This window comes from Paraburkholderia sp. SUR17 (assembly GCF_029536165.1).
In the GTDB taxonomy this organism is placed as follows: Bacteria; Pseudomonadota; Gammaproteobacteria; order Burkholderiales; family Burkholderiaceae; genus Paraburkholderia; species Paraburkholderia kururiensis.
On the sequence record NZ_CP120508.1, the window covers coordinates 2031267 to 2045976 of the forward strand.

A 14710-nucleotide genomic window follows, 5' to 3' on the forward strand; every position below is an offset into this window, starting at 1 on the left:
AAAAAAGTCGCCAACCGTCTGATTTTCTGGCATAATCGCCGCTTTTCGACCTTAGGCAAGTGGCTCGCGCCGAACTGCCAGCGCTCGGGAATGCCGGAAAGCACGGCGCCTCGTCGCGGCACGCGGGTTGGCTACCGCCAGACTAAAGGAAAGACCATGAAGAAAGGCATTCATCCGGATTACCGCGAAGTCCTGTTCATCGACGTGTCGAACGACTTCCGTTTCGTGACGCGCTCCACCATCCAGACGCGCGAAACCGCCGAGTTCAACGGCAAGACCTACCCGCTCGCGAAGATCGAAGTGTCGTCGGAATCGCACCCGTTCTACACGGGCCAGCAAAAGATCATGGACACGGCCGGCCGCGTCGAGAAGTTCAACAAGAAGTTCGGTTCGCGCGCCACGGGCAAGGTCGCGAAGTAAGCGAAGCAGGATCGCCTGCGATGCCGGCTCTTACCGCCGGGTCCGAACCGCAAAAGGGCAGCGCACGCTGCCCTTTTTTGTCGCCGGGCGATTTTGTTTCACCGCGGTTGTCATCCCTGTCTTACCGGTTGCCTTACCGTCTGTTGACCGACGGCCTGGCGCACCGTCCGCACGACCCGCACCACCGTGACGCGCCCCGGCAGCCCCGACTACAATGCCGGATGCTCCAGCCCGGCCGGCTCGCAGGCCAGCCTTCATCGAGCCTGTCCTGGCAGTCCGGTCCGCCTTCTTTGGCGTATTCGTCTCTTCCTGGCGGGCCGGCTCGCTCGCCATCGGCCCGAGCGTCCATCCAATCACCGCACACTGCATGAAGCCTGTCGTCCGTCTCACCGCCTCCGCCACAAGCGCCCTGCCGCGCTGGCTGCTGCTCACCATCTGCATCGTCTATGCGTCGTTCGGGCTCTTCGGCCGCGATCCGTGGAAGAACGAGGACGCGGCGGGCTTCGGCGTGATGTGGACGATGGCGAACGGCACCACGCACGACTGGCTGCTGCCCAACCTCGTCGGCAAGTACATCACCTCGGAAGGCCCCGTGGGCTACTGGCTGGGCGCCGCGGCCATCCGCGCGCTCGCGCCCTGGGTCGATGCGAGCAACGCCTCGCGCGTCTTCACCGGCCTGCTTTTCTGCGCGGCCTGTGCGTTCGTCTGGTACGCCGCGTATCTGCTTGGCCGTCGCGCCGAGGTTCAACCGTTCAAGTACGCGTTCGGCGGCGAACCCGAACCGCGCGACTACGGCCGTACGCTGGCCGACGGCGCACTGTTGATCCTGCTGGGCTGCTTCGGCCTTGCCGAACGCGGCCACGAAACCACGCCGCAGATCGCCCAGTTCGTCTGCGTGGCGATGCTCGTGTACGGCCTCGTGCGTGCCATCGACAAGCCCATCCAGGGTTCGCTGTGGTGGGGAGTCGCGATGGGCCTCGTTGCCGTGACGAGCAACCCCGTGCTGGTGGGCGCGCTCCTCATTGGCACCTTCGCGATGGCCGTCATCGCGCCGGAGGTGCGCACGCGCTGGTTGCTGCTGGCGGGCCTGCCCGTCGCGCTCGTGATTGGATTTTCGTGGCCCATCGCCGCACTGCAGCGCTTTCCCGACGACGCCGTCTGGTTCCTGAACCAGTGGGTGCGCGGCAGCGTCAACGCGTTCGCCGGCCCGCCGGGCTCCGCGCTGCGCTATGCGGCCAAGAACCTGCCGCTGTTCACGTGGCCGGCGTGGCCGCTCGCCGTCTGGGCCTGGTTTAGCTGGGCAGGCCTGCGCCGCGCGCCGCACGTGGCGATCCCGCTCTCCGTGATCGCGCCGCTTATCGTGCTCGTGGTGCTGCAGAGCCATCAATCGAACCGGCTCTACATGCTGCTGCTGCCGGCGCTCGCGGTGTTCGCGGCGTTCGCGCTGCCCACGCTCAAGCGCGGTGCGATCAACGCCATCGACTGGTTCGCTGTCTTGAGCTTCACGATCGTCGGCACGATGGTCTGGCTCGTCTGGATCGCCGCGTTGACGGGCTTTCCGGCGCCGCTCGCGCGCAACCTCGCCCGCTATGCGCCGGGCTTCACGCCCGAGTTCAAGATTCTCTCGTTCGTCTGTGCCGTGGCCGTCACGCTGTGCTGGTTCGTGCTCGTGCAGTGGCGCGTGGCGCGGCATCCCAAGGTGTTGTGGCGCAGCGTCGTGCTGACGAGCGGCGGCACCACGCTCATGTGGGTGCTGCTCATGACGCTGTGGCTGCCGGTCGTCAACTACAGCCGGACCTACAAGGACGTCGCGGAGCAGATCGCCGCCCATCTTCCCGCCGACTACAACTGCATCTCGCCCGCGCGTCTTGGCGATGCGCAGATCGCCACCTTCGCCTATTTCGGCGATATGCATTTTTCGTTCGACGAAGACTGCGACGTGATTCTGCGTCAGGACTCGCAGGACTTCGGCGCGCCGAGCTCGATGTCGGACTTCGTCTGGAAGCTCGTCTGGGAAGGACGGCGTGCGGCGGACCGCGACGAGCGCTTCCGGCTCTATGTCCGCATCGACCGTCCGAAGCCGCCCGTCACGCGCCGCGTCTGGCGCAACCGCCACAAATAGGATGAGCTCGACGATCCCGCTGCACAGCCTGCGCGCCGATGCGCGCCGCATCGCGGCGCTCGCCTGGCCCGTGCTGATCGGCCAGCTTGCGATCATCGCGTTCGGCGTGATCGACACGGCGATGGTAGGCCGCTACTCGGCCACCGACCTCGCCGCGCTCGGGCTCGGGTCGTCGATCTACATTTCGGTCTTTATCGGCCTCACGGGCATTCTGACCGCGCTGCAGCCCGTCGCAGCGCAGCTCTACGGCGCACGGCGCGAAGCGGAAATAGGCGAGGAAGTGCGCCAGGCGCTATGGCTCGCGCTCGCACTGACCATCGCGGGCTTCGCAATTCTGTACTTTCCGGGCCCGCTGCTCGATCTCGCCCACGCCCCCGACGCGCTGCGCGAGCGCACCGAGGGCTACCTCAAGATCCTCTCGTTCGGACTGCCGGCGAGCCTCGTGTTTCGCGTCTACAGCTCGCTCACGAACGCGGTGGGCCAGCCGCGTCTCGTGATGATCCTCCAGGTCGGCGCGCTGATCCTGAAGGTGCCGCTCAACATGTGGTTCATCTTCGGCGGACTCGGCGTACCCGCGCTGGGCGGCCCCGGCTGCGCGCTCGCGAGCACGCTCATCAACTGGACACTGGCCATGGTCGGCATGCTGCTGATGACGCGGCTCGACGTGTTTTCGCCCTTCGGCATCTTCAAGCGGTTCTGCTGGCCGGTATGGTGGCGCCAGGCCGAGTTGCTCAAGCTCGGCATTCCAATGGGACTCTCGTACCTGATCGAAGTGACGTCGTACACGTTCATGGCGCTTTTCATCGCGCGCTTCGGTACGACGACGCTGGCGGGCCACCAGATCGCAGGCAACGTCGGCGCGGTGCTCTACATGACGCCGCTTTCCATCGGCATTGCGACGTCCACGCTTGTGGCTCAGGCTCTGGGCGGCCAGCGCCACGCGGACGCCCGCACGCTTGCGCGCCACGGCATCGCGATGGCCGCTGCCATCGCGCTGTGTTACGGCGCCGTCGTGCTCGCGCTGCGGCCGTTCATCATCGGCGGATATACGCCGGACCCGGCCGTCGCGGCCGCGGCCATGCCGCTCGTGCTGATCGTGACGTGCTATCACTTCTTCGACGCCATCCAGGTGACGACCGCCTTCGTGCTGCGCGCCTACAAGGTCGTGGTGATTCCGACGGTGATCTACGCCGTCGCGCTGTGGGGCGTGGGCCTGGGCGGCGGCTATGCGCTCGGCTTCAATGTGAGCGGCGCAGCGCCCGCGTGGCTCACGGGCGCTCGCGGCTTCTGGTTCGCGAACATGGCGAGCCTGATGGTGGCTGGCGCCGGACTGCTCGTTTATCTGCGTGGCGTCAGCAGACGATATTTGCGCGCGGAAGGTTGAGCGGCGCGCAATAACGGTGCGTGGTTACGCAAACCGCCGGGCCATCACGCCGCCTGCGCCGCTTCAGCGGCAGTCTTCCCTTCACGCTCGCGTCGCGTGAAAACCTCGTGCGCGGCGAAAAGCGCATTGAGCGCTGCGGGAAAGCCGGCATAGAGCGCCATCTGCATGAACACCTCCACGATTTCGTCGCGTGTACAGCCCACGTTCAGCGCCGCCTCGATATGCACCTTGAGCTGGGGCTGGGCATGACCGATGGCCGCCAGCGCGGCGATCGTCGCGATCTCGCGCGATTTCAGATCGAGCTGCGGCCGGCTGTAGATGTCGCCGAAGCCGAATTCGATCAATAGCCGCCCGAAGTCCGGCGCGACCGGCGCGAGCGCTTCGATCACGCGCTCTCCCGCCTCGCCGTCGATTTCCTTCAGCTTGTTCCAGCCCCGCGTGTAGCGGTCGTCCTGTGCGTATTGCATGGTGTGTCCTTTTCCTGTCATTGCGGGTCAGCGGTCAGTTGCCTGACTGGCTTGCCGTCGTGACGACGGCGTCCTCGTCCCGGACGCCTGCGGCATGGCGCCGGCCTGCCGTCCGTTCGAGGTCCTTCGTCATGCGACTTTCCGCTTCTCATTGCGCTGGTCGTTGCGCTTCTCATTGCGCTTGTCATTGCGCTTCGATGTTCCGGCTTGCTGGGCACGCCGCTGTGCCTCGTCGTAAAACTCGATCTTGGCCGTGATCGTTTCGAGACTCGTCTGCAGTTCCGCGATGCGTGCAAGCACGGCCTCGCGATGCGCTTCCAGCATGTCGCGGCGCGCCCCGATCGAGACGTCGCCCTGGCTGCGCAGCGCCGCAAACGCCTGCATGCCGGCAATGGACATGCCCGTCGCCTTCAGGCGCATCACGAACTGCAGCCAGTCGAGATCGGCCGGCGAATACAGACGATGCCCGGCTGCCGTACGCCCCACGGGACGCAACAGGCCAGCCTGCTCGTAGTAACGCAGCGTGTGCGTGGAGACGCCGAGCTGAGCGGCGACTTCCCCAATGTTCAGCGGTTTCGACATGACGGAACTCAGGTTAGGACTTCGAGTGCACTCCAGGTCAAGCGTCGCGTGACGCCGGCTGGAAAACACGTCGACGACATTGCGGAGATCGTAATGGCCTGACGCAAAAGGTTAAAGAATGTGAGGCGACATTTACTTCGCTGGGGCGGATCGGTATAAATCGTGCCTTCCCACCGAATAGGACTGGCCAATTGTCCTATGCTGGAAGCACAGCGGCTCGTCACAGAGCGTCGTCCGTTCCGGCTTCCCGTTTTGCCATCAATGGAGTGATTGCCATGCTGAAGAAGCTGTTCATGCTGTGTCTCGCCCTCGGGCTGTCGCTGTCCGTAGCGCTTGCCGCTGCAGTCGAGGTCAACACCGCCGACGAAGCCGCCCTCGAATCGGTGAAGGGCATCGGCCCCGTTCATGCCAAGGCGATCATCGACGAACGGACGAAGAACGGTCCGTTCAAGGACGCCGACGATCTGGCCGCACGGGTGAAGGGCATCGGCCAGAAGTCGGTGGTCAATCTCGAGGCGGCAGGACTGACGATCAACGGCTCGTCGGTGCCGCCCACCGGCAAGGCCATGCCGAAGAAGAGCACGGAAGCCGCTGCGAAGACAACCGCACCGGCGGCGCCCGCAACCACGGCTGCGTCCGCGGCCCCCTCGACCGTACCGGCGGCTCCGTCCACGGCGACGGCACCTAACAAGGCGGCCCCATCCATGACGCCGGCCGCCCCGTCCATGTCGACCGTCCCGGCAAAGCCGGCAACGTCGACCGGTACTGCGCCTGCCAGGACTGCCGCAGCCGCTGCTGCAACCCCCACGCCGACGGCCAGCGCAGCCGCGGCCGGCACGGCATCGGGCGCCAAGGCAACGAAATCGAAGAAGAGCAAGAAGGCTGCGGCTGCCGAACAGGCATCCGCCGCTGCGGCGCCCGGCACGGCTTCAGCCAGCGCGCCGGCTGAAGCCTCGGGCACGAAAGCCGGCAAGGCGAAGAAGGCCAGGAAGAGCAAGGCGGCATCGGCCGCTTCAGGCGCCTGACCGGCGTTGCGCCAGAGCCCGGCGCGCGCCGCTACCAAACGTCCTGCGGCACGACAGAAATCGGTCACAGAAACCGGCCACAGAAGCTCGCCGTCGAAAGCGGGCAACGGTTCGCAGTAAAACTCCTCAACATGGCGCCGCGCGAATGCGCGGCGTCTTCCCCCTGTCGGCGCGACGACGTCGTGCCTTTTTCAAGAGAAATTGCCATGAGCCTACTCGATTCCCTCGGTTCCCTCCTCGGCCAGTCGTCTTCGGGCGGCGGCGGTGCTCAACAGGCGCTCATCGCGGCCGCGCTCGAGTACGTCAACAGCCAGCCCGGCGGCCTGATGGGCCTCGTCCAGAAGTTTGAACAGGGCGGCGCAGGCGGCATCATCCAGTCGTGGATCAGCAACGGTGAGAACCAGCCGATCTCCTCCAGCCAGTTGCAGAACGTGCTGGGCTCGGACGCGGTATCGGGTCTCGCGCAAAAAGTCGGCATGCAGCCGGATCAGATCAGCGGCCTGCTCGCGCAAGTGCTGCCCCACGTAGTCAACGCGGCGACGCCCGAAGGTGAGGTGCCGGCCGAAGGCAAGCTCAACGCCGACACGGTGCTTGGCACGCTGGGCGGCCTCGCGTCGTTGTTCGGCAAGGCGTAAGGCAGTCTGCGTCCGCGGCGCGCCGACCCGCGCTCAGCCGCAGATAACGCACACATGAAAAAGGGCAACGAATCGCTTCGTTGCCCTTTTTTCCTGCCCGGCCGGCGACAGTCATGGCCGGCTCGGCCCTCCAGCCCCCGTCAGTGGACGACCCGTTCGAATACGAACTTGCCGTTTTCCACGTCGACCGGAATCACGTCCTTCGGACCGAACTTGCCCGCGAGGATGAGCTTCGCGACCGGATTCTCGATCTCCTGCTGGATCGCGCGCTTGAGCGGCCGCGCGCCGAACAGCGGGTCGTAGCCGACCTTGCCGATCTGATCGAGCGCTTCCTCGGATACCACGAGTTGCATGTCGAGCTTCGCGAGCCGCTCGTGCAACCGCTCCAGCTGGATCTTCGCAATCGACTGGATGTTCGACCGGTCGAGCGCGTGGAACACCACGACTTCGTCGATGCGGTTCAAGAACTCGGGCCGGAAATGCTGCTTGACCTCGCCCCACACGGCGTCTTTCACCGCTTCCTGCGGTTCGCCCGACATCGCCTGGATCAGGTGCGAGCCGAGGTTCGACGTCATCACGATCACCGTGTTCTTGAAGTCGACGGTACGGCCCTGGCCATCGGTCATGCGCCCGTCGTCCAGCACCTGCAGCAGCACATTGAACACGTCCGGATGCGCCTTCTCGATTTCGTCGAGCAGGATCACGCTGTACGGTTTGCGGCGCACCGCTTCCGTGAGGTAGCCGCCCTCCTCGTAGCCCACATAGCCCGGCGGCGCGCCGATCAGCCGTGCGACGCTGTGCTTTTCCATGAACTCGCTCATGTCGATGCGGATGAGATGTTCTTCCGAATCGAACAGGAACGAAGCCAGCGCCTTGCACAACTCGGTCTTGCCCACGCCGGTCGGGCCGAGGAACAGGAACGAGCCGTACGGCCGGTTCGGGTCCGCGAGACCCGCGCGCGAGCGGCGAATGGCATCGGCCACTGCGGTGATCGCCTCGTCCTGCCCGACCACGCGCTCATGCAGCTTCGCCTCGATCTGCAACAGCTTTTCGCGCTCGCCCTGCATCATCCGCGAAACGGGAATGCCCGTGGCGCGCGACACGACTTCGGCGATTTCCTCCGCGCCCACCTGGGTGCGCAACAGACGCGGGCGGCTCGGGTTTTGCTGCTCTTTCGCTTCGGCCTGCGTGACCTGCTTCAGTTGCGCCTCGAGTTGCGGCAGTTTGCCGTACTGCAATTCGGCAACCTTCTCGAGCTTGCCCTCACGCTGCAGACGCGCGATGTCGGCACGCGTGCGCTCGATCTCTTCCTTCAGTTGCGCGCTGCCCTGTACCGCGGCCTTCTCGGCGGTCCAGATTTCTTCGAGGTCCGAATATTCGCGGTTGAGCCGCTCGATTTCCTCTTCGATCAGTTGCAGGCGCTTTTGCGAGGCCTCGTCCTTCTCCTTCTTGACGGCTTCGCGCTCGATCTTCAACTGGATCAGGCGCCGGTCCAGACGGTCCATCTCCTCGGGCTTCGAGTCGATTTCCATCTTGATCTTCGAAGCCGCTTCGTCGATCAGGTCGATCGCCTTGTCCGGCAGGAAGCGGTCCGTGATGTAGCGATGCGAAAGCTCCGCGGCCGCGACGATCGCCGGGTCGGTAATCTCGACGCCGTGGTGCAGCTCGTACTTCTCCTGCAGACCGCGCAGGATCGCAATGGTGGCCTCGACCGTCGGCTCGTCGACGAGCACCTTCTGGAAGCGGCGTTCGAGCGCGGCGTCCTTCTCGATGTACTTGCGGTACTCGTCGAGCGTCGTGGCGCCGATGCAGTGCAGTTCGCCGCGCGAAAGCGCCGGCTTCAGCATGTTGCCGGCGTCCATCGCGCCTTCGGCTTTGCCCGCGCCCACCATGGTGTGGATCTCGTCGATGAAGACGATGGTCTGGCCTTCGTCTTTCGCGATGTCGTTGAGCACGGCCTTCAGGCGCTCTTCGAACTCGCCGCGGTACTTCGCGCCCGCGAGCAGCGCCGCCATGTCGAGCGAGAGCACGCGCTTGCCCTTGAGCGTCTCGGGCACTTCGCCGTTGACGATGCGCTGGGCGAGCCCTTCCACGATCGCGGTCTTGCCGACGCCCGGCTCGCCGATCAGCACCGGATTGTTCTTCGTGCGGCGCTGCAGGATCTGGATGGAGCGGCGGATCTCGTCGTCGCGGCCAATCACGGGATCGAGCTTGCCGGCGCGGGCGCGTTCGGTCAGGTCGACGGTGTACTTCTTCAGGGCTTCACGCTGGCTCTCGGCATCCTGGCTGTGCACTTGAGCACCGCCGCGCACGGCCGCAATCGCGGCTTCGAGCGCCTTGCGCGTGAGACCGTGCTGGCGCGCGATGCGGCCCGCCTCGCCCTTGTCGTCGGCCACGGCGAGCAGGAACATCTCGCTCGCGATGTAGGTGTCGTTGAGCTTCTGCGCTTCCTTGTCGGCCTGATTGAGCAGGCCGAGCAGTTCGCGGCCGATCTGCACGTTGCCGTCGGTGCCCTGCACCTGCGGCAGCCGCGTGATCGCGTCGTTAAGCGCGGTCTGCAGCGCCTGCACATGCACGCCCGCACGCGAGAGCAGCGAGCGCGCCGAACCGTCTTCCTGCGCGACGAGCGCCGCCAGCAGGTGCACGGGTTCGATGTACTGGTTGTCGTGGCCGACCGCGAGACTCTGCGCGTCCGACAGGGCTTCCTGGAACTTGGTGGTGAGTTTGTCGATTCTCATTGATGAGCGCTCCAATTCTGACTGTCACCAAAATGAGGCGCTTCAGGGCGGTTTCAAGGCACTTTTTGCATGCTTTCGCACGCGGCGGCACGTTTTTGCGAAAAACGATGCGCGCGGAACCGTCCTGCGCCGAAGGTCTGCAACACAGTGCACTCGCGGCGCGCGAGGGTGTTGACGAGCGTCAAACGGTGCCGGAACCGGGCATCCGGGCGGACCGGCTAATCGGAACGTCGATGGGAGCGTCTGAAGCCGGTACGTCTCAGATCGAACCGGCGGGAGCCTGCACGATCGGTACGGCAACCGGAATACCGAGCAGCGCCGCAAGCTGGCCCGGCGGCTCGATGAGTTCGGCCACCGTGTGGCGATCGAGCTCGGCGAAGAACGCGGCACGCGCGGCTTCGAGCACGTGCTTGAGTCGGCATTGAGGATCGATCACACAGCCGCGCCGCACGCCTTTACTGTCCGGAAAGCAGCCCACCAGCGCAAAGTCGGTTTCCGTGGCGCGGATGATCTCGCCCACCGTGAGTGCGCGCGAGGCGGGAGCGAGCCGCAGCCCGCCATTGCGGCCGCGCACCGTCTCCACCCAGCCCAGTTCGCCGAGTTGCTGCACCACCTTCATCAGATGATTTTTCGAAACGCCGTAGGCGTCGGAAATTTCCTGGATGGTCGAAAGTCCTTCGTCGCGGGCCGCCAGGTACAGGATCACGCGGAGCGAGTAGTCGGTATAGTCAGTCAGTCTCATGGCAACGAGTCGGCCTTCGACGCGCGTTTCGCGTAAAAGACCCTGTCCGTTTCGGGGTTGCGGCAATCGACGGCGCGCCATAACATGCGCCGTTGATGCTCGTTTTTGAGGGCAATGTCAGCTATTGTCCTTCAGTTTCGCTGTTTGCGGAGCCTGTGCTCATTCATGGGGCATATCTCCCGATGACCGGACAAAGGCCGCTACCGCGCCTCTGTCTCACCACTACCACGCTTCATGACGCCGTCCGCTTCACTTTCCAGCGCTGCCGCCCCGGCCACGCGCCACCCCGAACCGACCACCGAAAATATTCGAGCGCTGGTCTACGCGTTCTACGACCGCGTGCGCGCCGACCCGCTCCTCGGCCCCGTGTTCGACACCGCGCTCGCCGGCCGCTGGGACACCCATTTGCCGAAAATGTGTACGTTCTGGGCGAGTCTCGTGCTCGGCGAGAAGGGTTATCGCGGCAATGTCCAGCAGGCGCACGAGCCGCTGCCCGGCGTCGAGCCGAAGCACTTCAGCCAGTGGCTCTACCTGTTTCTCGATACCGTGGAAGCGCGCTACGAACCGGCTGCCGCGGTCCGCTTCATGGAGCCCGCACTGCGTATCGCACAAAGCCTCCAGTTGAGCCGCTTCGGCTGGGACTACGCGATTCCGCCGGAGCAGCAGGCGCTGCTCGAGCGGGTTGCGCCGCGCCGGTCGGCTCACGGCGACAGTCACGCCGGGCACGATGCCGGGCGCGATAGCCCAGTCGGCGAACCCTTCCCGGCAAAGATCATTGGACGTGGAGCGGACGCGTCGTAACGACGTCGCCGCGCGGCGACAGCTTCAATGGTGCAGCACGGCAGCGGCTACTTCGCCGCGTTACCCGACTTGATGCCCCAGCGCGCCAGCGCCGCGTCGTCGGACTCGCGCGCATCCACCCAGCGCTCGCCGGCCGCGGTCTTTTCCTTCTTCCAGAACGGCGCCTGGGTCTTCAGGTAATCCATCACGAACTCGCACGAGGCGAACGCGTCACCACGATGCGCGGAAGTGGTCGCCACGAGCACGATCTGGTCGAGCGGATAAAGCTTGCCCACGCGATGAACGATCAGCACGTCCACACCCGGCCAGCGATCACGAGCCGCATCGACAATGTCGGCGAGCGCTTTTTCGGTCATGCCCGGATAGTGCTCGAGCTCCATTGCTTCGACGCCGCTGCCTTCGTTGAGGTCGCGCACGGTGCCGACAAAACAGGCCACGGCGCCGATGCGCGGATTCTGCGCGCGCAGCGCCGCCACCTCGGCGGAAAGGTCGAAGTCTTCGGTCTGGACGCGCACGGTCATGGCGTACCTCCTGAGTGTGCGCAACGCGCTCAGCCGCCCGTGACGGGCGGGAAGAACGCCACTTCGCAACCCTCGGTAATGCGCGTGCCGGCGTCCGTCATCACGTGGTTGCAGGCCATGCGTAGCGCGCGCCCTTCGGCGAGCGTGTCGGCCCAGACGCCGCCGCGCGCGCGCAGCCAGCCGCGCACGTCGCCGATGGTCGCGATGCCGTCCGGCACCTCGACGGATTCATGCGCGACGCCCAACGCCTCACGCACGCTCGCGAAAAATTTCAGCTGGATCTTCATGTAATCAAGCGGCGCCGGCCCTGCATGACAAAGCCGGGCGCCCGCATCAGTAGAGCAGTTCGGAAAATGGCAGGAAGCGCACCGTCTCGCCTGCGCTGATCGCGTGATTCGGCGGATTGTCGATGAGCCCGTCGCCCCACACTGTCGACGTCAGCACGGCCGAGCTCTGGTTCGCAAAGAGGTCGAGACCGCCCGCCGGATTGACGCGCGCGCGCAAGAACTCGTTGCGGCGATCGGCCTTCGGCTGCGTGAAGTCGGCGCGCAGCGACAGCGCGCGCGGCGCGACCTGCTTCACGCCCGCAAGGCGCAGCACGAACGGCCGCACGAACAACAGGAACGTGACGAAGCTCGAGACAGGATTGCCCGGCAGGCCGATGAAGAACGCCTCGTCGTGGCCGGCTTCATCGTGCGCCCCAGTGCGCTCGCCACGCCGCACGGCGCCAAAGGCCAGCGGCTTGCCCGGCTTCATCGCGATCTGCCACATCGAGACCCGCCCTTCGGCTTCCACGGCGGGCTTCACGTGATCCTCCTCGCCCACCGACACGCCTCCGCACGTGAGAATCAGATCGTGCCCGCGCGCGGCGTCGCGCAGCGTGGCGCGCGTGGCGTCGAGCCGGTCGGGCACGATGCCGAAGTCCGACACCTCGCAGCCCAGGTTCTCGAGCAGCCCGCGCAGCGTGAAGCGATTCGAGTTGTAGATCGCGCCGGGCCGCAGCGGCTCGCCGGGCATCGTCAGTTCGTCGCCAGTGAAGAACACGGCCACCTTGAGCCGCCGCACCACGGCAAGCTCGGCATATCCGACCGAGGCCGCGAGTCCCAGTGACTGAGGCGTGAGCCGCGTGCCGGCGGGCAGGATGACCGAGCCGCGCCGGATGTCGGCGCCCTGGGCCGTGATCCATTCGCCTGCCTTGGGCGTGTGCAGCAGCGCGACTTCATCGCCGGTCGGCTCGGCCTGCTCCTGCATCACGATCGCGTCGGCGCCGGGCGGCACGGTCGCGCCGGTGAAAATGCGCGCCACCGTGCCGGGCTCGAGCGGTTGCGGCGCGTGGCCCGCGGGAATGCGCTGCGACACGCGCAGACGGGCCGTGCCGTGCGCGAGGTCGGCCACCCGCACGGCGTAGCCGTCCATGGCGCTGGTGTTCATGGGTGGCACGTCGAGCGGCGACACCACGTCAGTTGCCAATACGCGATTGAGCGCATCGAGCGTGGGCAGCATTTCGACGCCGGCGAGCGGCCGGGCCGCGGCAAGCAGCGTGGCGAGCGCGTCGGCGGTCGACAGCATGGGAGGACGCGCGCCCGGTGAAGTCGGTGTGGACGGCGTGGAGGACGGAGAAGCGGGCGTGGACATCGTGCGGGTTCGAATGGGCTCGGACGACAGATCAAGTCATTGTAGCGGCGCGCCCTGCCGCGTGCGCGGCGGGCGTCCGGGCCCTCTTCTGCCCGTTGGCCGCCGCGCGGTGGAACCACAACGTTCAGCGGACCTCTAGCGGCCTCTCGGCGTGCCTCATTCGCCCGTATGCGTGGCGATGAAGTCCTTCACGCGCTGCGCGTCGGCCGGCAGCACGTCGAACCGTTGCGGCAGCGCTTCGAGCCCCTCGAACGCGGCCGGACGCTGCGGCTCGCGCTGCAGCGCCTCGCGAATGGTCTCGCCGAACTTGACCGGCTGCGCCGTCTCCAGCACGACCATCGGCACGCCCGGTTGCAGATGCTCGCGCGCGACTTTGACACCGTCGGCCGTGTGCGTGTCGATCATCGTCTCGTAGCGCGAAAACACGTCGCGGATCGTCGCGATGCGGTCGGCGTGCGTGCTGCGGCCCGACACGAAGCCGAACTCGTGCACGCGTGCGAAGTCGCCGCTCGCCGCGAGATCGAAGCCGCCCTTCTCTTCCACGTCGCGGAACAACTGGACCACACGGGCCGGCTCGCGGCCCAGCAGGTCATAGACGAAGCGCTCGAAGTTCGACGCCTTCGAAATATCCATGCTCGGGCTGCTCGTGTGCCACGTTTCGGCAGCCTTGCGCACGCGGTAGACGCCCGTGCGGAAGAACTCGTCGAGCACGTCGTTCTCGTTGGTCGCCACGACGAGCTTCTCGATAGGCAGGCCCATCATGCGCGCGATGTGGCCCGCGCAGACGTTACCGAAGTTGCCCGAGGGCACCGTGAACGACACGCGTTCGTCGTTCGACTTCGTGGCCGCGAAATAGCCCGCGAAGTAGTAGACGACCTGAGCCACCACGCGCGCCCAGTTGATCGAATTCACCGTGCCGATCTTGTGCTTCGCCTTGAACGCGTGGTCGTTCGACACCGCCTTCACGATGTCCTGGCAGTCGTCGAACACGCCTTCCACCGCGAGGTTGAAGATGTTCGGGTCCTGCAGGCTGTACATCTGCGCCGTCTGGAACGCGCTCATCTTGCGGTGCGGCGAGAGCATGAAGACGCGCACGCCGGCCTTGCCGCGCATCGCGTATTCGGCGGCGCTGCCGGTGTCGCCCGAGGTGGCGCCAAGGATGTTCAGCGTCTCGCCCGTGCGCGCCAGCGTGTACTCGAACAGATTGCCGAGCAGTTGCATCGCCATGTCCTTGAAGGCGAGCGTGGGACCGTTCGACAGTTCGAGCAGCGCGAGCGGCGTGCCGTTTTCCACGCCGAGCCGGTGCAGCGGCGTGATCTGTGCGGCGTCTTCGCCGGCGCGCACGTTGCAGTACGTCTGCGCCGTGTAGGTGCGCCGCGTGAGCGCGCGCAGGTCGTCGTGGGCGATGTCGTCCGCGAACTTCGCGAGCACTTCGAATGCGAGGTCCGCGTAAGACAGCGTGCGCCAGCGCGCGAGTTCCTCGGCCGTGACGCGCGGATACTCACGCGGCAGATACAGCCCGCCGTCTTTCGCGAGGCCGCCAAGCAGGATGTCGGAGAAGGAGTGACGCTCGCCGGCTCCGGCGCCGCGTGTGGAAACGTAATTCATGTGCGCTTTCCTGCGTGAGTTTCGGGTGCG

Annotated in this window: 14 protein-coding genes; 6 read left to right on the plus strand and 8 right to left on the minus strand. The window is 65.9% G+C overall.

From position 1 onward, the window contains the following. Positions 1-156: 156 nt before the first annotated feature. The 3 genes from P2869_RS08940 to P2869_RS08950 all read left to right on the plus strand — a co-directional run bounded on the left by P2869_RS08940 (position 157) and on the right by P2869_RS08950 (position 3926). Positions 157-420, plus strand: coding sequence for a type B 50S ribosomal protein L31 (locus tag P2869_RS08940; RefSeq protein WP_017773745.1), 264 nt, complete (start codon positions 157-159; stop codon positions 418-420). A gap of 367 nt (positions 421-787) precedes the next feature. Then, positions 788-2542: a glycosyltransferase family 39 protein gene (locus tag P2869_RS08945; protein WP_277596247.1), complete on the plus strand. Its 1755-nt coding sequence runs from the start codon at positions 788-790 to the stop codon at positions 2540-2542. A 28-nt stretch (positions 2543-2570) separates the two neighbouring features. Beyond that, entirely contained in the window at positions 2571-3926 is a 1356-nt protein-coding gene (locus tag P2869_RS08950) for an MATE family efflux transporter (RefSeq protein ID WP_277598088.1), read from the plus strand. Between the two features lie 44 nt (positions 3927-3970). Here P2869_RS08950 and P2869_RS08955 read toward each other — a convergent pair whose 3' ends face one another. Beyond that, the gene (locus tag P2869_RS08955; protein ID WP_017776768.1) at positions 3971-4393 is read right to left on the minus strand and encodes a carboxymuconolactone decarboxylase family protein; all 423 of its coding nucleotides are present in this window, start codon (positions 4391-4393) and stop codon (positions 3971-3973) included. 129 nt (positions 4394-4522) lie between these two features. Next, on the minus strand, positions 4523-4975 hold the full coding sequence (locus tag P2869_RS08960) for a MerR family transcriptional regulator (protein WP_277596248.1): 453 nt from the start codon (positions 4973-4975) through the stop codon (positions 4523-4525). Between the two features lie 275 nt (positions 4976-5250). Here P2869_RS08960 and P2869_RS08965 point away from each other — a divergent pair, with 275 nt between their 5' ends. Next, positions 5251-6000 (plus strand): helix-hairpin-helix domain-containing protein, encoded by a 750-nt coding sequence (locus P2869_RS08965; RefSeq protein ID WP_277596249.1) that lies wholly within the window; start codon positions 5251-5253, stop codon positions 5998-6000. Positions 6001-6206: 206 nt separating this feature from the next. Further along, positions 6207-6635: a YidB family protein gene (locus P2869_RS08970; RefSeq protein WP_017776764.1), complete on the plus strand. Its 429-nt coding sequence runs from the start codon at positions 6207-6209 to the stop codon at positions 6633-6635. A 140-nt stretch (positions 6636-6775) separates the two neighbouring features. On the opposite strand, the gene clpB is transcribed toward P2869_RS08970, so the two are convergent. Both clpB and P2869_RS08980 read right to left on the minus strand, forming a co-directional pair. Next, positions 6776-9373, minus strand: a complete 2598-nt coding sequence (clpB, locus tag P2869_RS08975) for an ATP-dependent chaperone ClpB (protein WP_017776763.1) — start codon at positions 9371-9373, stop codon at positions 6776-6778. Positions 9374-9632: 259 nt separating this feature from the next. Continuing rightward, entirely contained in the window at positions 9633-10115 is a 483-nt protein-coding gene (locus P2869_RS08980) for an Rrf2 family transcriptional regulator (protein WP_017776762.1), read from the minus strand. Positions 10116-10349: 234 nt separating this feature from the next. Between P2869_RS08980 and P2869_RS08985 the strand changes: the two genes are divergently transcribed. Further along, positions 10350-10916 carry a group III truncated hemoglobin gene (locus P2869_RS08985; RefSeq protein ID WP_277596250.1) on the plus strand — a complete coding sequence of 189 codons (567 nt, stop codon included), beginning with the start codon at positions 10350-10352 and terminating at the stop codon, positions 10914-10916. Between the two features lie 47 nt (positions 10917-10963). On the opposite strand, the gene moaE is transcribed toward P2869_RS08985, so the two are convergent. From moaE to thrC, 4 genes are all read right to left on the minus strand, one after another. Continuing rightward, on the minus strand, positions 10964-11437 hold the full coding sequence (gene moaE / locus P2869_RS08990) for a molybdopterin synthase catalytic subunit MoaE (protein ID WP_126877362.1): 474 nt from the start codon (positions 11435-11437) through the stop codon (positions 10964-10966). Between the two features lie 29 nt (positions 11438-11466). Beyond that, entirely contained in the window at positions 11467-11724 is a 258-nt protein-coding gene (gene moaD / locus P2869_RS08995) for a molybdopterin converting factor subunit 1 (protein ID WP_017776759.1), read from the minus strand. Between the two features lie 46 nt (positions 11725-11770). After that, a complete protein-coding gene (gene glp / locus P2869_RS09000; protein ID WP_277596251.1) occupies positions 11771-13006 on the minus strand; it encodes a gephyrin-like molybdotransferase Glp in 1236 nt (411 codons plus the stop codon). A 222-nt stretch (positions 13007-13228) separates the two neighbouring features. Beyond that, positions 13229-14680, minus strand: coding sequence for a threonine synthase (gene thrC, locus P2869_RS09005; protein ID WP_277596252.1), 1452 nt, complete (start codon positions 14678-14680; stop codon positions 13229-13231). Positions 14681-14710 lie beyond the last annotated feature (30 nt).